We start from the raw sequence: 20,769 nt of genomic DNA on the forward strand, positions 1-20,769 counted from the left end.
AGAAGATTTACAAAGTCAATAGAATATAGGCGGATTAGCAAAATTCTTTTTTTAGCAGAATTAAAAGACCCGTCAGAGAAACTCTCATTCTCCAGCGGGTCAATTCTTATACTCCGTTTTCTATCCCTCACACACCCAGTCCTATTTTTTCTTCCCCCGAAGTATCTCTTTCACTTTCTCCGATACCTCAATCAGACCAAATCGATAGAATATCGGGTAAATATATGAGACACCGCGTAAATCCCCCAGGGCTTTCGGACGATCTACAATTCCCGCACCAACGCTATTCTCATACGCTTTCAAAACAGTGGGCATGGTAAGTGATTTTTTGCATGGTCTGCCAATTTTCATGTTAATCTAATTTGCCTTCTTTCTGTGTAGGGAATTCTGTGTTGATTATTATTTTCATGTCAATCTAATTCAGAAGTTGAAGAAAACAGGCAGCAGTTTCCTACTGCCCTGAATTTCACACTGTAATCCCGACTCCAACCTGTCAATTCTGTTCCTCATCCAACATCTTCTTCCAAAGCTGATCCCTAATCTCCTGATGCTCCATTAACCACTCGATCAGCTTTTGATTCACCGGAGACTTCCGATATCTCTCATCTCCGAATTTCAGCCATTCAAATCCAACGTCAAATGTATCCGCTATATCATGAAGTGTTTTGTCGGTCGCATGATTAACGTTCGTTTCTATTTTTAAGATTGCTGATGGCGAATATCCAACCTTCTCTCCAAAGTCCTTTTGGATCAGCTCTTTCTCTTTTCGCAGTTCACGCACCCTTTCACCTATTGAGCGGTAATCTATTTCTTCTGGAACAAAATTGCAATAAGCTTCTATATGATCCGGATCATCGAACACTCGCTTATCCACACTACAGGACTCACACATTCTCTGGATGATCTCATCTGTAATCTCCCGTTCCCCCGTATCACACCGTCTGATTTTCGCAGCGGAACATCCCAGCTTGTCCCCCATCGCTTTCTGGGATAAGCCTAAATATTCTCTAATCTTTTTAAATATTTCACCTTTGTTTTTCATAATTTTTACCAAATATTTATTTTCTTATTGACACGGAAACTGCTTTATGATAACTTTTCTCCCTGTCGCTATTTCATACATGTTTGCATCTTTTACTGTTAAATGCAGAGGTATTTACAATGCCACCTAATAATACAAGCCTATTGATAGTTTTTTACTATACTTCCTTGCAAATAGGAAATCTTATTGAAAAAAACAAACAGTATTTAGAGAGGACTAAACATGAAAGATAGCCTCAATTCAATCAAAAGACAGATCAAAAATACAAGGAGAAAACCAATGGAATTCATAAATGACATGTTAGGACTAAAAGTATCAATTAAAGATGCATCTACTTACTCAAAAATCTCTGAAAAAGACTACTTTCAAATGCTCAAAGAAGGCTACTTTCCAATACTAGAGGAATATCTTCGAGAGATACCAGAGAAAGATGATGAAAAATATGAAAACTTTAGAAACAAAAAAATCATTCCTCTTTCATATCTTCCTGAAGAAGCAAATGCCAAATATCTAAATCATTATCTTGCTAATGACGACATCGTCGATATTGATTTTTTAGCCTATAGAGCCAAGTATTCTAGAAAAGCAGAGAAGAAGCTAATTCGAGAACTAAATGCAATCAAAGACTTAATTCTCAAAACAGATCCCAAATACAATGAAGAACCTCTAGAGATTACTAAGCAACTTTTAAACGAATATGGTCTTACCAAATCCAGACTCTATGATTATAAGAAAACATTAAGTGGCATACCTGGCTTCACAAAACTTCTAAAGATAAATGAAGTCAACTACAAAAAAAATATTTGTGCCTATGCCAGAGATCTTATATTCGAACGAGCTTTTAGAAAGGAAACCCCAACTAGAAATAGCATTCTTCAGGATTTACAGAAGATAAAAGAGGATAATCCTAACATCTGCGCAGACTGTCCTCACAACAAAGACTCCTTCATGCACTATTTTGCCAAAAATGACATAAACGCCATAATGAGCAGTTTTGTGCTTACTGAATGTTCAAGATGCAAAAACGATGGTCTTGTCATTCCACAAAGCGAATCTACAATTACAAGATTGATCAATAATGAGGGAGAACAAGCAATGTATCTAGCTAAAACTGATAAAAACAGGTTCATGGTCCGATATGGATCCAAAATACTAAGAGATCATTGTATGCAAGTAAACGAAGTAGTTTGTGCAGATCACAGCATGCTTTCAACCCTTGTAAAAGTATATAACAGAGGGAAAGGCTGCTATGAACTCGTACGTCCTTGGGTAACGATGCTTGTAGATTCATGCTCCGGTGCAATAGTAGGATCCGTTATATCACTCTCACCAAACAAATATACGATTATGGAGTGTATCTGCCGTGCTATGGCTATAAAGCCTAACTCCCCTTTCCATGGCTCTTTTGCTGTCCTTTATGCCGATAATGGTGCTGATTATTTATCCGATTTCGTAACAGGAAAAAGAAAAGAGGTTCATCTGAATGAAGTCCTTGTTGATAACCCACTGTTGTCTCTTATCCAAACTAAGGTACGTCACGCCAAACGAAGATCCCCAAATTCAAAGCCCATAGAAAGAACATTTGGCATACTAAAAAAGAAATACCTATCTTGCATTCCAGGCTATATCGGGAACAAAAAGGGGAAGCGTGCTGCATATTTAAAGAGAAAGGATGTCATGGAACGCTATATCAAAAGTGGATCAATCTGGGATTATGAGAAGTTTGTACAATACTGGTTTGACTATATTGTACCTAGCTATAACACAACCCCTGGAAAAGATGGTTTGTCACCAGTGGAACGTTATATGAACTCTCCACGATATAATGGAATTACACCTTCTTGGACTACTATGAGCTATTTTCTAAGTGAAAAACAAAAATGCAAGGTCACTACACAGGGAATACGTTATAATAATACATTATATGACTGTCCAGAATTAAAGCAATTCATATCAAAACGTAATAAGAAATGGGTACGAGTATATGACTTTGATCCACCTATGAGTGACTCTATTATCCTTTTATATAATAACATTGAAACCAAGGAAACCCGTTATATTGGTGTCGCCTACAAGAAAGTCCATACCCAAGAGAACAACACCAAATCATTAGCAATCAAATATGAGATGGCTATACAGAACTGGCAGTTCAAACAACTAAATGACACAATCGCCGCTGTCAGATATCTCTCTGAATTGAACAAGTTTACTACTGGTACTTATATAGATTATGACACCTACACAAAGACTGTTATGGCTTCTTACTATTCAAATGTCGTTAATGAGTCGACACCTGAAGCCGTACCAATTGGCAACAGTGCTACATTGGAAATAGTAATAAAAGCCCAAGAGGAGCAAATGAAACACATTCATAATACATATGAAGTAATGAAGAAGAAAGAAAACATTACTTCAGTGATTAATCTCTTGAAAGAATATAGTAAAAGAAAGCAACAATCAGCTTAAAAGTAACCGCTTAAATATCGGTCGGTTCGACAAATTGTCATTCGTCAAAATAATTAAGCCACACACATGGACCTGTGTATGGCTCTGTAGGGGTGTTATCCCAGTTGATTATCTAAAACTGCTTTTCTTACAGTATCCGCATCAATGATGTCCTGGTTCTGACTGACACCGATCATCAGGCTGCGTCTGCAGATCTTATTGATCATACGGAGAGTCCCGTTGGTCGCATTCAGGACAGCTTCCACTGTTTTCCATGACCTTTTTCCGCATTTCAATCGATGGAGATGCGTATATTCGAATCGTTTGAGTTGAAGTATGTTCCAGCATTCTGGGTACAAGTTCAAGTTAAACTCCATTTTGATACGCTCCACAAGCCCTAGTTCCTCGGAGCATATGTGGGTACAACTTTTGCGGAAGACCAGGATGCTCAGGTCTGATTTTTTCTGCATACTTGTTCAGTATTCTTTCTACATTTCCGGTTGACATAGCAGACATAATTCGTTTTTGTGATGCCGTGATCAGCAGGCCAGCTGGCAACACTCATGTCAACTGGCCTGCTTTGTCATTCTCTAATTTGATCATCCCACTCCTGAAGTAAGCATATTAATTTTCGGGCATTTCTTATGATTGCCCCAATGGACATTTTTAATGTAATAACCAACTTTTTACTACAATCAGAAATGCCCCCAGTTGTTTGAAAGCAACTGAAGCACCTTGACAATTCACATACGATTGAGCTAGTGGTATTAAAAGATGAAACTTAACCTTTAAGACTCATAATAGAAATAAAGTAAGCACTTAAATTTCAGCCGTTGAGCATAAAAATGCTCCAACTGGATTTACCCAACTGAAGCACATTGACACTCCTGCGTCCCCCAAACAATTAATGCATTAAATTCTTATGTTCTATGCACGATAACAATTACTGACAATACCAATTTTCCCGTTTTCAATGTTGCAAATGTGAGTTGGTGTGCAGTCACAAAGGCTTGCGAGTTCTTCCTGGGTCAGGCGCTTCGCTTTCCTTGCGATTTTTACACGCTTGCCAAGCAAAATGTCATCTATATTAGTGTTCTGTGCAGCAGTTTTCTGTGCATCAGTCCTCTGAGCCTTCTGTTCATCCACTGTAAGCATTTTCGTATCCACCACCGTAAGAGTATGTGGTTATTATATTGAAAACGCTTGTCTTTTGTAATTATTTGGAAGCTCACATTATGACGTGTGAGTTCAGATTTGCTCGATTATTTCTTAAGCTCGCAGATTATAATGTTAACCATTAGGCTAGATGATTGCTTTCCTTGGTGTGGACCACAATTTTGGCGCACTTTTTTCGCAGCTTTTTTGCGCGGTTACACCACATCTTCTTTTCTAGCCGCCATTATTCTTCATCTCTTTTCGCTACCCATTCAAGCCACGCGGCTGGAAAGATAATAAAGTGAAATCGCAGCTTCGGCTGCTTTTTTTATGGGAGATTATTGGGCGAAAATTGGATGACGAAAATGCTCGAAAATTGGGAGATTACTGACACTTGATTTTGCTTATCAAGCAAACAACCTCTTTGCTTATAAACCAATAAAGCAAATTCATCCCTGGATTAGTAAATAGTATACCACATTTTAGGCTGGTTTGGTAGATGGCAAGGTGACGATTTTTTTACTTCTCCACACCTTTCATGCCTTGCCTCCCACCTATCTTTTCACTGGAAATTTGCTTTTCCAGTTGAATAAAAATGAAGTGGGCAGGAAATTGGAGAACTGAAACGTTCGAACAATGGGAGATTATTGACATCTTGCCACATAATCCTGGAAGCTCATCAATCCCAAATCTCTTTGTGAATGAATATCCTTACCCTTCTCTACCGGCCATTCAATACCAATATCTGGGTCATCGAATCTTATACCAGTATCCGTCTCCTTGTCATATGCGCCGTCACATTGATACATCATCAAGGTCCCATCTTCGAGTGAAGCAAACCCATGGGCAAAACCTCTAGGAACAAATAAAGCTCTGTGGTTTTGATCACTTAACTCGTATCCTTCCCACTTTTTGAATGTCGGACTATCTGGACGTAAATCCACAATCACATCGTACACTTTTCCTTTAGGCACACTCACGAGTTTTGCTTGAGGATTGTTAGTCTGGAAATGTAATCCACGTATAACATTTTTAGCAGAAACAGAGATGAATGTCTCATTTAGAGTGAATTCAATCCCAGCTTCATTATAAATATCCTTTTCAAAAGACTTTGAGAAACCACCTCGGTTATCTCCTACTGAAAAGTACTCTATTAGATAAGCACCTTCTAATCCTAGCTTTGTAAATGAGAAACTAGACATAGCTCAGTTCTCCTTAATCCATTTTATAGTGTTTTGAATTCCTTCCGAGAAGGATACTGTTGGCACGAAACCAGTATCTTCTTTTACTGCATGAATGTTGAACTCGTTGTAAGTTAGGGAAACACCATTAAATGGAATCTCTCCAAGCCCTATTTCAATATTGGGATCAACCTGATCACGGAGTTCACACAAGAATTCTTTTAATGGTTTTGGGTTCTGGCTCCCTATATAATAGGTTCGATTTGCCACACCTTTTTCGCCAATTGCTACAAACGTTTTTGCCGCATCATCTATATAGATAAAATCATATGTTTGTTCACCAGCAGAAAAAGCACAATGTTCACCATTAAGCAGTTTTCTTATGCTTGTATTTACAAGTCTTGGACTAAGCTCCCCAGGGCCAAAAATATTGCTAATTACCGCTCTGATATAATCTATGCCTAAAGAACCGGCAATTGTTCTCGCCATATAGTCAGCTGAAACTTTTGCACTAGAATACAATGTATTAATTCCCGGTGTAGCATCTGTTGACATCACGGCTTCGATTTCATATTCCATGATGCTTGAAGCAAAAACAAACCTTTTGCAATCCATCTTTGAACAAGCTTCAACAGTGTCGCATGTGTACTTGATATTATTAAATTGTACCTCTGCATTGCCTCTTAATGGACCAGCACTCCCTACCCATGCTAAATGATACAGGACATCAACATCTCTGTCAGAGATTACTTCATGCAAGTTTTTGAACTCAGATAAGTCAGAATAGACTATCCTCAATCCCCTCAAACTCTCAATACTTGAAACATTCTCTTCCTTATTGCGAACTACAGCAATAACAGAAATTCCCTGTCTAGAGAGTTCTTTGCAGAGAGCAGTACCTATAAAACCATTTGCACCTGTAACAATTGCTTTTCTCATTTGTTTCCCACAGCTTCCTTAATTACTAGAGCCATGTAATCAATCATTGCATCTGTCATGCCAGGATATACACCAACCCAGAATGTATTGTTTACCACGAAGTCGCTATTCTCCAAGTTACCTACAACTCTATATGCATCAGTTCCTCTGATTTCGTTGAAGCAAGGCTGCTTAATGATGTTTCCAGAGAACAGAAGTCTAGTCTGTACGTTCTTGCTTTCGATATACTTGGTTACATCATTTCTATTCAGACCAGTTTCAGGGCGAACAGAAATGAGGAAGCCAAACCAAGAAGGATCGGAATTTTCTGCGGGCTCAGGAAGAATAATCTTGTCCTGAATATCTTCAAGTGCTGCGTGAAGTCTTGCCCAATTGTGCTTTCTTCTTTCAATAAAGGAAGGGAACTTTTTCAGCTGCTCAACACCAACTGCTGCCTGAAGGTCTGTAACTTTAAGGTTATAACCAAAGTGTGAGTAAGTATACTTGTGGTCATACCCCTTAGGCAGCTCACCAAACTGTCCATCCCATCTGTGGCCACAAAGATTATCCTGACCAGATACACAGATGCAATCTCTACCCCAGTCACGATAAGAAAGAATTAGGCGATTAAAGAGTGGGTTGTTTGTATATACTGCACCACCCTCACCCATCGTCATATGATGAGGAGGATAGAATGAAGATGTACCGATATCTCCCCAAGTGCCTGTAAACCTTGTTTCTCCATCTATTGTATACTTTGTGCCTAGAGCATCGCAGTTATCTTCAACAAGCCATAGATTATGCTTATCACAGAATTCCTTAACAGCCTTCAAGTCAAAAGGATTGCCAAGTGTATGAGCAATCATAACCGCTTTAGTCTTTTCGGATAAAGCTGCTTCCAGCTGAGTAACATCAATGTTGTACTGAGGAACAGTTACATCAACAAATACAGGAACTGCACCATATTGAAGAATCGGGGTGATTGTAGTCGGGAAACCACAAGCTACGGTAATTACCTCATCCCCTCGTTTAATCTGTCTGTCGCCAAGTTCAGGTGCGGTTAAGACAGAGAAAGCAATAAGGTTTGCAGAAGAACCGGAATTGACAAGATGTGCATGTTTTACACCAATCCATGCGGCAAAATCTTTCTCAAACTGGTTGGAGAATCTACCGGTTGTAAGCCAGAAGTCAAGCATTGCATCCGTTAACGACTGCATTTCTTTTTCATCATATACACGGGATGCATAGCTAACTCTATCACCCGGCTTAAAGTTTTCCTTGCTTTCTACTGGTTCTTTAAATTCTTTATAATATTCGCCTACCAGAGACTTAATTTCTTCTCTGGCTTCAGCTTCATTTGTCCATTTTGCCATAGTTACTTCTCTCCCTCAAAAAATTCTTTAATCTCTCTATCCATTTCAGCAGGAATATCTCCTCCGGCTAACCATACCTTAGAGAATTCACATACCTTTTCCATGCACTCTTCCATATGCCATCTAGGCTTCCAACCGAACGTGGACTTGATTTTGCTACAATCAAGCTTCAGGAAGTTTGCTTCGTGCGGTGCATTTTCTTCTGCTTGATTTTCCCACGCGGCACCTTTGCCCCAATGCTTGCAGAATAAATCAACCAAATCTCCGGTTGTAACGCAATCACAGTCATCCGGTCCTACGTTGTAGTAGCCTTGGTATGTATGATCTTCATATTGCTTGGCTGCAATGGTAAGGTAAACTGCAAGAGGTTCTAATACATGTTGGTATGGACGAGTGGAGTATGGATTTCTGACTCCAATTACTTTTCCAGCTTTCATTGCCCTGACACAGTCCGGGATGATACGGTCATTGGCAAAGTCGCCACCGCCTATTACATTACCTGCTCTTGCGGTAGAAACAGCGATGTCTTTTCCATCAAAAAAGCTACTCTTGTAGCTATGTGTAACTAATTCAGAACATGATTTGGAATTGGAGTATGGATCATAGCCATCAAGTGGCTCGTCCTCCCTGTAGCCCCAGCACCATTCATTATTGTGATAAACCTTATCGGTTGTGACATTGAGGACAGACTTTACACACGGGAAGTGGCGAACACATTCCAAGAGATTAACCGTACCCATTACATTGGTTTCATATGTATACTTTGGATCCTTGTAGCTATCGCGCACAATTGGCTGTGCAGCTAGATGGAGAACAATCTCGGGTTCGGTTTCCTCGAACACTTTATATAATTGCTCATAATCTCTTATATCCCCAATAACACTATTCATCTTATCTTCTAACCCAGCAATCTCGAAAAGAGATGGATTTGTTGGTGGATTAAGAGAATAACCAGCAACTTCTGCCCCAGCGTTTATCAGAATTCTGCATAGCCAAGATCCCTTGAAACCTGTGTGACCAGTAACTAATACTCTTTTTCCTTTATAGAATTCAACCATATTAGCCCTCCCATATTTTCCAGGGTGCATTACCGGATTCCCACAGCCTTTCAATCTGCTGTTTTTCGCGCAAAGTGTCCATACATTGCCAATAGCCCCTATGAATATATCCAACTAGCTGTTTATCTTTAACCAGGTTAGTTAAAGGCTCTTTTTCAAACGGAGTTGAATCACCTTCGATATAGTCAAAGATTTCTGGCTTAAATACCATAAATCCAATGTTTATTAAATCCCCATCTGTATCTGACTTTTCCCTGAATGCATCTATGACGCCATCTTTTCCAACTTCTACCACTCCCTTGTTCTGGCCAAAGTTGTACATTGACATGGTTCCTATCCTGCCATGTGAATGATGAAAATCAAACAATTCCTTTATATTGACATCGCCAACAGCATCCCCATATGTAAGCATGAATTCTTCGCTACCAACATAGTCTCTAATACGTTTCACTCGTCCACCAGTCTGTGTATTCAAACCGGTATCAACGACTGTAACTTTCCAAGGCTCAGCATGCTTGTTGTGAACAATCATCTCATTATTACCGTTGGTGTAATCAAACGTGATATCGGAGGTATGGAGAAAATAGTCGGCGAACCATTCTTTTATTACATGCTGCTTGTAACCAGCGCAGATAATAAACTCATTAAATCCATAATGAGAATATGTTTTCATGATATGCCAGAGGATAGGCATACCACCGATTTCTATCATTGGCTTAGGTTTATATGCAGATTCTTCAGATATTCTAGTGCCAAAACCACCTGCTAATATGACTACTTTCATCATTATGACCTCACTTCCTCTCGTTTCTTATTTATATTTCTAACCTTACGAATAAAGACCGCTAACCACTTAGGCAGTATGAACTCTGATATACGAGATGTAATTTTCCAGATTGGATATTCTGTATTTACCCAGAAACATTCTTTCGCTCTCAATTCCCCACGACGTTTCTTATACTCAACCCAAACATTCATGATACGTTCCATTAAGTATGCATATTCTCTTTCTTTTGCCTCGTACCCGCTGTTTTCTATACTATTGATTATATTTGTCCACCAAGCACAGTACTCATCGAAATCCTCCTTTTTAAGGATAATGATGCACTTTCCATAAAAATCATAGGAACCTAGCAAATCAAGATATACCGTATGCATTTCCGGATAGTGATTTTGAAGTAATTCACCTACTCTATGAAGCAATTCTACGTTATATAGCTCCTTATACTGTTCATAGAGATTATTATTTGTTCTGGAATACTTTTTAGGAAGTATGCAATTGTAACCTTGATCAAAAAAGTCTAATATATCTTTCTCTTTCAACAGATATTTGTCAAAATATCGATTAAAATTACATAAACATTTCAGATATCGAATCCAATTTGCATTAATAAAATAACGTCTATAATGATTAATTCCGACTAAATCTGCGTTTGAGTTCTTATAAATCCAGTACAATGCTGTGTATTCTGAATACAAATCATGTTTATCCGAAATATTATCTCCCGTATCATCGCGAATATAGTCTTTGGGAAAAGCATTTTTATCGTATTCAAACGCACCTGCTACAATCGGAACGTAGATATCTTCATCAGGTTTTTTAAATATCTTATGCGTTATTGTGTATATTTTAACTTCCACAATTTTAACTCTCCTTTTCTTTTGATTATATACAAGTTTCTCTACAGAAGTATGTAACGAACACAGAACTGTAAATCAAGAGAATAGTATCGACCCCTACTATATGTAGGGTGTATACCTACAAATCAGAAAGGAGATTATTAACTACTTCTCTTAAAAATATTTGAGGCAAAACCATAGACTATATCATCTTTTAAAATCAGTATCATTCCAACGTATACAATAATTCCAGTCATTACCAGAATTGAAAAACTTAATATACCAGTACCAACCTGCTTTTTTACCACTTGCAAAACTACAAACATAATTGCTCCAGACAGTACATATTTCCACGACGGCACAAATATTTTTTTAAACTGCAACTGTTTTTTAATTATACAAAATATAATTTGGAAGGTTGCCCCAACCGTTTCTGCCGTTATTGAAGCAATCGCAGCGCCATATGCACCTATCTTAGGAATTAAAAATGAATTCATTATAAAGTTCACAATTGCAGCTAATGATACTGATGCTGTATATACATTTTGTTGCTTAGTTGGAACTAAATATGCTAAGCCAGTGACTGATGCCATACCAACAACAATAAAAAGCCAAGAGAAGATAATAACTAAAGGAACAGACATATCATATCCTGGCCCTAAAAATAGTGGCATAAAAATATCAGCTACAGAAATAAGTCCGAACATAAAAGGAATAGACAGAAACCAAACAACACGATACGATTTATATATATAATTCCGTATTCCTTCCATGTTATTTTCACTGAATAGACTAGCAATACGCGGTAGCATAACTGCTGAAACAGAGGAAATAACCATCAACAATACTCTTACTATTTTTTCAGATTGTTCATAGCATCCATTTTCATAATTCGATTGTGTTATCCATCCAATCATGCTCTTGTCTAACACCATGTAGACCTGAGTAGCAACCGTTGGCAAAAAAACTAGTACTATGTCTTTTAGATCATGAAAAGGTTCAATTCTTTTAGGTAATCCAATCGTCTTATGTAAGAATCTCCACAAAGAGAGATTCCCTAAAAATGTCGAACCTAATAGAATTAATGCATATTTCCACGTATCACCATTATCTCGTACAAAAAGAAATATACCTAACAAGCCGCCTATTTTTACAGCCAATCCTCTTATCGCAGTCTGTTTGAAATCTTCTAGGCCTTGAAAAAACCAACTAATATCAAAGGCAACATTAATGATATTCAAAACAACTATCATTTCTAGGATACCAATTGACATATTTGATACTTTCAAATACACAAAATACAAAACGATTCCCACTATCGTGGTTATGCATCGAAAAGTTTGGGTGTTCCAAAAAGCTGCATTTAACTGATTAGTGTCGTTACGCGCATATGCTGTTACTCGTTGGCCATGTGTTCCAGTTCCTAATGTTGCGATAAGTGTAAAATAGGTAACCATAGACATCGCATAACTGTAATGACCTATGTTTTCTGCCCCAAGTATTCTTGAAACATATGGTGTTGTGATTAATGGGACGGCATATATGAACATCTGAAAGACTAAATTATATATAAAATTTACTTTTACGCTCTTTCGCTTTATCATAATTGCAAATACCTTTGCTTAAATTGGACTACAATTTTGCTTCTTTCAAGTACCGACTAACTGCATCCTGCCATGTGGGAAGTGGTGTGAAGCCATTCTCCACAAGTTTTAATTTATCCAGTCTGCTGTTGACCGGTCTTTTAGCCTTTGAAAGACCATATTCTTCTGTGGTTACAGGAATTACCTTGGTGGTAAGACCGTACTGCTTATAGAACTCCACGCAGAAGTCATACCAAGAAATGTAACCACCCTCGTTTGTGGCGTGATAATAGCCATATTTCTCTGACTCACACATATCTACCAGCAGTCTAGCCAGGTCGAATGTATAGGTAGGTGTGCCAATCTGGTCATTGACAACTCTCACTTCATCATGTGCTTTTCCAACATTAATCATAGTCTTGATGAAGTTCTTTCCATTCAGGCCAAACACCCAGGCGATACGGACGATGAAGTACTTCTTTAAAGTATTAGCAACCGCTAATTCACCCTCAAGTTTGGTCTGGCCATAAACATTAAGCGGTTTATAGTCCTTACAATCCGGTTTCCAAGGTTCTGTTCCCTGACCATCGAATACGTAATCGGTGGAAAGATACAGCATTTTGCAGTCTACTGCTTTGCAGGCATCCGCAATGTTCTGCGTACCACCCGCATTCACTTTTCTAACCGCATCAACCTTATCGTCATCTTCTGCCATATCCACAGCAGTCCATGCTGCGCAGTGGATAACAGCATCAGGTTTCACTTCGGTGATTGTCTTCATCACAGCATCTTTATCTGTAATGTCCAGGGACATATAAGACATTGTGGTAACCGGCGAACCATCAGGCACACCGGCATAAGCTTCAGCAATATCTGAACCAACACCTTCATGTCCTCTTTTATATAATTCATTCATGACGTCATGACCTAACTGACCATTCACGCCGGTTACAAAGAATTTCATTACGTTCTCTCCTTGTAGTTTTTCTCGATCCAGTTGAGGTACTCACCAGAGGTGCATTCCTCTGTCCACTTTCTGCCCTCTTCGGACATATACCAGTCGATGGTGAGCACGATTCCGTCCTTGAACATGGTAGTCGGAGCCCAGTCCAGTTCTCTCATTGCCTTCGCAGGATCAATCGCATAACGCTGGTCATGCCCATGTCTGTCGGCAACATGTGTGATAAGGCTCTCAGGCTTTCCAAGCTTTTCAAGAATAATCTTCACAATCTCGATGTTTGCCTTCTCATTGTGACCACCGAGATTGTATACTTCTCCAACTTTGCCCTTTTCTAAAACAGCAAGGATTCCATAGCAGTGATCCTTTACATACAGCCAGTCACGAACATTCAAGCCCTCTCCGTAAACTGGGAGCGATTTGTCATGAGTAGCATTATGAATCATGAGAGGAATCAACTTCTCAGGAAACTGATAAGGACCATAGTTGTTGGAACAACGAGAAATCGTTACAGGCAAACCGTAGGTTCTGTGGTATGCGAGAACCAGCAAGTCCGCAGATGCCTTCGAAGTAGAATACGGAGAAGATGTATGTATCGGAGTCTCTTCTGTGAAAAACAGGTCAGGTCTGTCCAGAGGAAGATCACCATATACTTCATCAGTAGAAACCTGGTGGTATCTTTCAATACCATACTTTCTGCATGCGTCCATCAGCACAGCTGTACCCATGATATTTGTTTCAAGGAAGATACCAGGGTTAGTAATAGAACGGTCTACATGGCTTTCCGCAGCAAAGTTGACCACGATATCCGGCTTTTCTTCTTCGAAAATCTTATCAATTGCTTCCCGATCTCTAATGTCAGTCTTATAGAACTTGTAGTTTGGATTCTTCAGCTCGCCCTCAATAGTGGAAGGATTTGCAGCATAAGTGCAAACGTCCACATTGATTACTCTATATTCAGGTCTTTCTTCAAGCAGAAGCTTACAGAAGCAATTTCCAATAAATCCAGTACCACCTGTCACTAAAATAGTCTTCATTTCTATTTTCCTCCTATTAGCAATTCTCGCCATACACAAATTGATTGTCAGAATCAGTTAATGTCGGTCCAATCTTGTCCTTCTCAGACAAAACAGGTTCGATTCCGTTCAACAACGTACCCCAGTCTACAGCAACCTCCGGTGCATCATATCTCATGCCACCTTCTGATGGTTTGTTGTAAACATTATCGCACTTGTATCTGAACTCCACATCGTCAGTGAGAGTCAGGAATCCATGAGCAAATCCCCTCGGGATGAAGAACTGTCTATGATTCTCTGCGGATAATTCTACAGATACCCACTGGCCATATGAAGGAGAACTTTTTCTAATATCTACAGCCACATCAATAACGGTTCCCTTTGTACATGACACAAGCTTCGCCTGAGCATAGGGAGGATTCTGCCAATGAAGACCACGAAGTGTTCCCTTCTGTGCCGAGAAGCTCATGTTATCCTGGACAAATTCTGTGTTTATCCCTAAAGCTTCATATTTGGGCCTGTTATATGTTTCTGTAAAATATCCTCTGTGATCGCCGAATACATCTGTTTCAATGATGAGGACACCTGGAATTTTTGTCTCTATCGCTTTCATTATCCACGCACCTTCCCCTCTGCTACAGCTTTAAGATGCTGACCGTACGGGCTCTTTCCGTATTTTTCTGCGGACTTTAAAAGTCCTTCTTTATCAATCCATCCATAGCGGAAAGCAATCTCTTCCGGAGCAGAAATCTTTATTCCTTGTCTCTTCTCGATCATTTGAACGAAATCTGCAGCTTCTACTAAAGAATCCATAGTTCCTGTATCGAGCCATGCAAATCCACGACCTAATAATTGAACATCCAGTTTTTCTTCATTTAAGTACATCTCGTTCAGAGTGGTAATCTCCAACTCTCCACGAGCAGAAGGTTTAACTTCTTTCGCCTTCTTGTCCACACCTGCTGGGTAGAAATAAAGTCCAGTAACCGCATAGTTGGACTTCGGATTTGCAGGTTTCTCTTCAATAGAAGTAGCCCGTCCATTCTCATCAAAAGCAACTACACCAAAACGCTCAGGATCAGGAACATAATAGCCGAACACAGTAGCTCTACCATTTACCTCAGCATCTTCGACAGCATCCTTCAGTATCTTGCTGAATCCATTCCCGTAGAAGATGTTATCGCCGAGGACCATAGCTCCGGCTTCACCAGCTAAAAATTCCTCACCGATGATAAACGCCTGTGCTAATCCATCCGGAGAAGGTTGAACCTTATATGACAGGTTTACGCCAAACTGCGAACCATCTCCAAGAAGGGATTCAAACCTTGGAGTGTCAACCGGTGTGGAAATGATAAGGATGTCCTTAATCCCTGCCAGCATTAATGTGGATAAGGGATAATAGATCATCGGTTTGTCATACACAGGAAGCAATTGTTTACTTGTTACCATTGTTAAAGGATAGAGCCTTGTCCCTGCTCCTCCGGCAAGAATAATTCCTTTCATTTTTACCCTCCAATGAGTTAGATTTAATAATTTTCATTTTTGGCTTTTGGTTTTAGTAGTATCCGATATAATACGCATATGTATATTATGCAAAAAACAGATCTTGCCGTGATAAAATTTGAGAAAAATCTTTCTTCAATAGATATTTCCACAATCGGATAACTAATAAATGCATAAAGTATGATAGACAGAAATGGGTCATTTTTTTTCTTAAGTCTTGTAAAGAGTTTTCCGTAAATAAAGCCTTCAGAAACGAAAATTAGCAGAGCACCATATATTCCATAATCATGCAAGTATCTTCTAATTGCAGTAAAGATATTTGTAATCGTACTACTGTCAAAACCTATAGTGACTGGATACAATGTAGCTACTGAAGAATAATTTGAAACTCCCAAAGCCCCCATAATAGAATAGACAAAGCTCATTGTCTCCTCTCCGAAGTATTGCGCAATACTATATATCCCCTCATTCTGAATATAATTATCTAAAGCTATTATTGAAGATCCCGTATAGCTACTAATCGTTTCAAAAGCCTGTACCCTATGCCCATTTTCGCTTCTGATATTAGCTATCCCTAAAAAGATAATAACAAAAGCTAATAACGCAATAATTATTTTTTTAGAAAATTTCAAATCAATATTTTTTGACCACCGATTGAAGCGAGATCTTGTTAAGTAGTCAATAATCAGCCACCCATATATAATGTAAATAAACTCCGTTCTGCCTGTAGATAACGCGGCTTGTACAAAATACAGCAGAATTGGGATTAGCTCAAAAAAGCGAGATCTTCTATGATTGATTCTTTTATATACAAATAAAAAAATATAAATATAAGCTAATGCTCTGCATAAATATATACCTTGTTGTACAAAAAAATTATGAGAAATTGATAAACCGGAATAAACAGCTCCTCTAGCACCAGAAATAATAGATAGTATCCCTGAAATTCCACCCGATATCATCGATATAATATCTATTGCATCTAATATGGTTATGATTAACATAAAGAAAACAACTAGTAATGTAGCAAATGGCTGTATATCGATATCCGGTAGTATTTCATATTCCTCATATCCAGAAGAGCTTCCTATTACTAGTTTCCTTCCTAATGAAGATCCTATCGAAAAAGTGACTACCGATAATAAGATTACACCCGCAGTTAAACTGGATATATCCCCCCATATTGTATAATTTGCAGCTGCAAAAAAAGTAGAAATTACAAATACAGCAACTACAATATTTGAAGGATGAAGTAGTTGTCGAAAAAATAATCTATGCTGTACGAAGAGTAGAGCTATCAAACAGAATAACAATACAAAAATCATCTTTTCTTATCCCTCCTCTTACAAGCCAGATATGTAATAGCACCTTGATAAACACCATGAGTATTAAGCTCAAGGACTTTTTCCTTAAAAAAAAGAAGCACAATGCTAAGATAACGTTCCTCTTCGAAAAGAATTCTAAAATTTCTAAGAAACTCATTTTCAGATATTACTTTGGACACAGAATACAACTGTTCCATCATAACATAGTATTTTTCGCACTTGTTATTTAATTTTAATGCTTCCTTTATGCTTTTAAATAATGATCTCTTGCTGTAGCCAACTTGGTTATTTGAATGTTGTCTATACTTTATTAGTTCCGAATCAATGAGGGCTATCTCACCACACGCAGCCACTACCAAACATGCGTACCAATCGTGCATACAAATAATAGCATTTTCAATATTCAACCTATTTATTGCATCATGGTTCAGCATCATACAACATCCTTGAACCTCTGGATGATATATTAAATGTTTAAATGATAGGTTTTTTATACTTCCATGATGAACAACATTCGCATTTTCATCTGTCACAGCACAATTGTGGCATACAATGTATGGAGCTTGTTTCGTTGCCTCAAGATGTATCATTTTATCCATCATTATCTGGATTTTGTTAGCGTCCCATATATCGTCCTGATCACAGTAACATATATATTGTTCATCACTATGATCCGAGGTAATATGTTTGAAATTTTCAGATGGTCCTCCGCTATTACACTTATTTACATTTAGTACAATTTCAATTTCACTATCGTATTTTCGAATATAATTCCGAATTATCGTAACAGTATTATCTCTTGAATTGTCATCATATATCACAACACAAATATTCTTGTATGTCTGTTTTCTAAGTGAATCCAGTTGTTCAACGATATATTTTTCAGCGTTGTATGTGCACATAAGAACTGTGCATTTTTTGTTATATTGTATCATTTTTCTTACCTATCCTTACATTTTTGAACCTATACCGGATATTGTATCTAACATATAGATTTCCTATGAAAAACAGATATTATTACCATTATGCAACTTCAAAGAAATAATTACCCATTTATCTAACCTGTTTACAAAAACCAATCCTATACCCTCCAGCAAGTCATTCCTTTAATACAGGAAATCATCTTCTCTATTTTGTTATCTTCATGCCACAGAATTCTGCCACATAAGAAAATATTCTTTATCGCAGCAAACATCGATCCCTTCACTATGCCGCAGTGTTTACGATAGATGTATCTTCGGTTTTTTGTAATCAAATAATATCGAAATGCATTATGATGAGTAAATCTATCATCCTCTCCCAATTTATATCCTAAATTTTGCTCATAGACCGAATCCTCATAGATACTTATTTTGTAACCTAAGTCCCTAATCTGCCAGCCAAACTCGAAGTCAACACCATCTAGAAAAATATGTTCATCATATCTCAGTTCAGTTTTTTTTATTAATCTAAGTTGCAAAAAACTACCAGAGTTAATCGCATAGTCTACTGAAGTTAAGTAATTTCCTCTTTCTACCCTTGGTGTATTTACTGCGTAACTTCTAGGCGCAATAATTACAGAATCACTTACTGAGTTCGTATTCTCCCTTAGAAACAGAATCATATTATTAATTTCTTCTGGCGAATAGTCTGAATCTTGATCCAGCAAACACAAATAATCCGCATTTTCATTTATCGAGATCTCGATCATCCGATTATATGGCTTCGATAATCCATCATTAGTTTGATTAGTAATATATGTGATTTTTTCGCTCGAAAAGAAACCAACATGATTATCCTTACTGTTGTCGTAAATTAGTATTTTGTCAAATATAGTTTTATAATTGAGCTCCTTTATCCATAAGAGATTCTTTTCTTCTGGATTATATAAAACTATTCCTGCAATAAATTTCATGGCTTAATCCTTAAATCCATAGTACTTTTCAAAGACATAAATATTTGCTTCCTTCAATTGATTGCTTATATCATTTCTAAAACCCATGGATCCATCTTCCTTATGGTTTACAATAATATGAGGGTTATATATGGAACATATACCCTCTATTTTTAATTTGATTGCCAGATAACTCTCCTCTGCAAAAAGGAACATATTCTCATCGTAAACTTTTTCAATTCTATTTAATGCTAGTCTCCCAAAAATCACAAAACTACCATGCAACTGGTATACCGATGATATACTTTCTCCATGAGATTTCAGAAAAATTGCTCGTCTTATTTTGTTCAGTGCAATCCCGGAATAAAAATATAACTTATTATGATTTTTCAATCCCTTGTATACAAATCTCTGCGCGAGCAAATTCTCTGATACAAACATTGGGTTCTGTAACTGGTTTCTGCGATTGATGATTTTAGGGCCAATCACCTTATCTTCCATACCTTCTAAATGGTCTATAGAAAACTGTTTCAGTACAATGTCCGGATTAGAAACAATCAAAAACTTAAAATCATAGTTTTTCTTGGCAAACTTAATTCCATAATTATTACCATAGCTATACCCTTTATTAGGGACAGATAAATAATCTGCCTGAGCCATCTCCGCGACAGCTTTAATCTTCTCTGAGCTCTCATTATCATAAAAAGCATCAACAACAATATATGCCGCATTAATCTTTTGGGATTTAGCTGATTCAATAAACTCCTGTAAATCAACAAAATTTCTATATGTCAGAAGAACAAAAACAAAATCCACATTTTTCATATATTATTCCATCCCATATCTCGTATTCTCATATTCTCATATGTTAAAAGTGTGTTTTCAGTAGGTTCTTTCGTGTCATACCAAATATTTGGTGCGATTACTATACTGTTATCAGTTGCCCCAAGAAATGCCCCCCACCATGAGAATGAACTATTAGAAATTACAAAATCTTGGCATTTCTTCATCAAGTTTAGCTGTTGTGCAGCTGATAGCCCTTCTACAAATTCTTTCTCCGCATCAAACTCTAACTGTTTTGCTTTCTCAATTTCGTCTGAGAAAACCAACACACAAACTTTTTCGTTCCCATATTTCTCGTGAACAATCTCGTTCACCCCGTTTTCAAAATACTCTTTTGAGCATATTGGCCACCCTTGCTTGATATAGTCTAATCCCCAGCGAATACTTATGCCAATATAGTTCATATTTGGGTCTAGAACATATGGAAAGTCAAAATTTCTAATTTTTTCATTTAATAAAGCTTTTACTCTTTTCGCCATTCTTGCATCTTGAAAGTACCCATACAGATAAGCAGTATCACGATGGATGTCTACATTCATGCCTTCTGCATTTCTCTTTGTATATACAAGGCCTGTTTTTGATAATATAACGCTCATTTTTTTCTGAGGATTAATAAACTTTTGCGCAATATGATAGGCGAATCTGCTTACATCAAAAACATACGACTTATCTTTCTTTTCGTCATATAATCGAACATTATCATCATTTATTATTTCTAATAGTTCAAACCGCCTTGTTTTGTATGTTTTGTATTCTCTAGTATCTAATACAATTTCACTACTATCCTTGGAGGCCAGAGTATATGCAGCAGAAATAATAAATAGCTGATTACCTAATCCACCCAGCATTCTTGTGACAACTTTCTTCATTAATTCATCC

20 protein-coding genes are annotated in these 20,769 nt (G+C 37.6%); 1 reads left to right on the forward strand and 19 read right to left on the reverse strand.

Going from position 1 to position 20,769, the window contains the following annotated elements:
• Nucleotides 1-141: 141 nt before the first annotated feature.
• Both ACTNEW_RS09380 and ACTNEW_RS09385 read right to left on the reverse strand, forming a co-directional pair.
• Entirely contained in the window at nt 142-351 is a 210-nt protein-coding gene (locus tag ACTNEW_RS09380) for a hypothetical protein (RefSeq protein ID WP_441060239.1), read from the reverse strand.
• A 142-nt stretch (nt 352-493) separates the two neighbouring features.
• Complete coding sequence (locus ACTNEW_RS09385; protein WP_441060241.1) at nt 494-1,042, reverse strand: helix-turn-helix transcriptional regulator; 549 nt, start codon at nt 1,040-1,042, stop codon at nt 494-496.
• A 279-nt stretch (nt 1,043-1,321) separates the two neighbouring features.
• Between ACTNEW_RS09385 and ACTNEW_RS09390 the strand changes: the two genes are divergently transcribed.
• Nucleotides 1,322-3,508 carry a hypothetical protein gene (locus ACTNEW_RS09390; RefSeq protein ID WP_441060243.1) on the forward strand — a complete coding sequence of 729 codons (2,187 nt, stop codon included), beginning with the start codon at nt 1,322-1,324 and terminating at the stop codon, nt 3,506-3,508.
• A gap of 906 nt (nt 3,509-4,414) precedes the next feature.
• Here the strand turns inward: ACTNEW_RS09390 and ACTNEW_RS09395 are convergent.
• From ACTNEW_RS09395 to ACTNEW_RS09475, 17 genes are all read right to left on the reverse strand, one after another.
• Nucleotides 4,415-4,642 carry a helix-turn-helix domain-containing protein gene (locus tag ACTNEW_RS09395; RefSeq protein WP_441060245.1) on the reverse strand — a complete coding sequence of 76 codons (228 nt, stop codon included), beginning with the start codon at nt 4,640-4,642 and terminating at the stop codon, nt 4,415-4,417.
• A gap of 644 nt (nt 4,643-5,286) precedes the next feature.
• The gene (gene rfbC / locus ACTNEW_RS09400; protein ID WP_441060247.1) at nt 5,287-5,844 is read right to left on the reverse strand and encodes a dTDP-4-dehydrorhamnose 3,5-epimerase; all 558 of its coding nucleotides are present in this window, start codon (nt 5,842-5,844) and stop codon (nt 5,287-5,289) included.
• A gap of 3 nt (nt 5,845-5,847) precedes the next feature.
• Nucleotides 5,848-6,762, reverse strand: coding sequence for an NAD-dependent epimerase/dehydratase family protein (locus tag ACTNEW_RS09405; protein ID WP_441060249.1), 915 nt, complete (start codon nt 6,760-6,762; stop codon nt 5,848-5,850).
• Nucleotides 6,759-8,114, reverse strand: coding sequence for a lipopolysaccharide biosynthesis protein RfbH (rfbH, locus tag ACTNEW_RS09410; protein ID WP_441060251.1), 1,356 nt, complete (start codon nt 8,112-8,114; stop codon nt 6,759-6,761). The genes ACTNEW_RS09405 and rfbH overlap by 4 nt, the downstream gene beginning before the upstream one ends.
• Before the next feature lie 2 nt (nt 8,115-8,116).
• The gene (gene rfbG, locus ACTNEW_RS09415) at nt 8,117-9,172 is read right to left on the reverse strand and encodes a CDP-glucose 4,6-dehydratase (protein ID WP_441060253.1); all 1,056 of its coding nucleotides are present in this window, start codon (nt 9,170-9,172) and stop codon (nt 8,117-8,119) included.
• A 1-nt stretch (nt 9,173) separates the two neighbouring features.
• Nucleotides 9,174-9,956, reverse strand: a complete 783-nt coding sequence (rfbF, locus tag ACTNEW_RS09420; protein WP_441060323.1) for a glucose-1-phosphate cytidylyltransferase — start codon at nt 9,954-9,956, stop codon at nt 9,174-9,176.
• A gap of 2 nt (nt 9,957-9,958) precedes the next feature.
• A complete protein-coding gene (locus ACTNEW_RS09425) occupies nt 9,959-10,813 on the reverse strand; it encodes a DUF4422 domain-containing protein (RefSeq protein WP_441060255.1) in 855 nt (284 codons plus the stop codon).
• 140 nt (nt 10,814-10,953) lie between these two features.
• Nucleotides 10,954-12,396, reverse strand: coding sequence for a flippase (locus ACTNEW_RS09430; RefSeq protein ID WP_441060257.1), 1,443 nt, complete (start codon nt 12,394-12,396; stop codon nt 10,954-10,956).
• A gap of 28 nt (nt 12,397-12,424) precedes the next feature.
• Nucleotides 12,425-13,339, reverse strand: coding sequence for a dTDP-4-dehydrorhamnose reductase (gene rfbD, locus ACTNEW_RS09435; RefSeq protein ID WP_441060259.1), 915 nt, complete (start codon nt 13,337-13,339; stop codon nt 12,425-12,427).
• Nucleotides 13,339-14,370: a dTDP-glucose 4,6-dehydratase gene (rfbB, locus tag ACTNEW_RS09440; RefSeq protein WP_441060261.1), complete on the reverse strand. Its 1,032-nt coding sequence runs from the start codon at nt 14,368-14,370 to the stop codon at nt 13,339-13,341. Before rfbB ends, rfbD begins: the two co-directional genes overlap by 1 nt.
• 16 nt (nt 14,371-14,386) lie before the next feature.
• Nucleotides 14,387-14,962: a dTDP-4-dehydrorhamnose 3,5-epimerase gene (gene rfbC / locus ACTNEW_RS09445; protein WP_441060263.1), complete on the reverse strand. Its 576-nt coding sequence runs from the start codon at nt 14,960-14,962 to the stop codon at nt 14,387-14,389.
• Nucleotides 14,962-15,849: a glucose-1-phosphate thymidylyltransferase RfbA gene (rfbA, locus tag ACTNEW_RS09450; RefSeq protein ID WP_441060265.1), complete on the reverse strand. Its 888-nt coding sequence runs from the start codon at nt 15,847-15,849 to the stop codon at nt 14,962-14,964. The genes rfbC (ACTNEW_RS09445) and rfbA overlap by 1 nt, the downstream gene beginning before the upstream one ends.
• Nucleotides 15,850-15,872: 23 nt before the next feature.
• Entirely contained in the window at nt 15,873-17,174 is a 1,302-nt protein-coding gene (locus ACTNEW_RS09455; protein ID WP_441060267.1) for an O-antigen polymerase, read from the reverse strand.
• A complete protein-coding gene (locus ACTNEW_RS09460; protein ID WP_441060269.1) occupies nt 17,171-18,109 on the reverse strand; it encodes a glycosyltransferase in 939 nt (312 codons plus the stop codon). Before ACTNEW_RS09460 ends, ACTNEW_RS09455 begins: the two co-directional genes overlap by 4 nt.
• Before the next feature lie 146 nt (nt 18,110-18,255).
• Complete coding sequence (locus tag ACTNEW_RS09465) at nt 18,256-19,068, reverse strand: glycosyltransferase (RefSeq protein ID WP_441060271.1); 813 nt, start codon at nt 19,066-19,068, stop codon at nt 18,256-18,258.
• A gap of 3 nt (nt 19,069-19,071) precedes the next feature.
• Complete coding sequence (locus ACTNEW_RS09470; RefSeq protein ID WP_441060273.1) at nt 19,072-19,872, reverse strand: glycosyltransferase family 2 protein; 801 nt, start codon at nt 19,870-19,872, stop codon at nt 19,072-19,074.
• Complete coding sequence (locus ACTNEW_RS09475; RefSeq protein ID WP_441060275.1) at nt 19,869-20,759, reverse strand: alpha-1,2-fucosyltransferase; 891 nt, start codon at nt 20,757-20,759, stop codon at nt 19,869-19,871. Before ACTNEW_RS09475 ends, ACTNEW_RS09470 begins: the two co-directional genes overlap by 4 nt.
• Between the last annotated feature and the right edge of the window lie 10 nt (nt 20,760-20,769).

The organism is Blautia sp. HCP3S3_G3, assembly GCF_052063365.1.
In the GTDB taxonomy this organism is placed as follows: Bacteria; Bacillota; Clostridia; order Lachnospirales; family Lachnospiraceae; genus Blautia_A.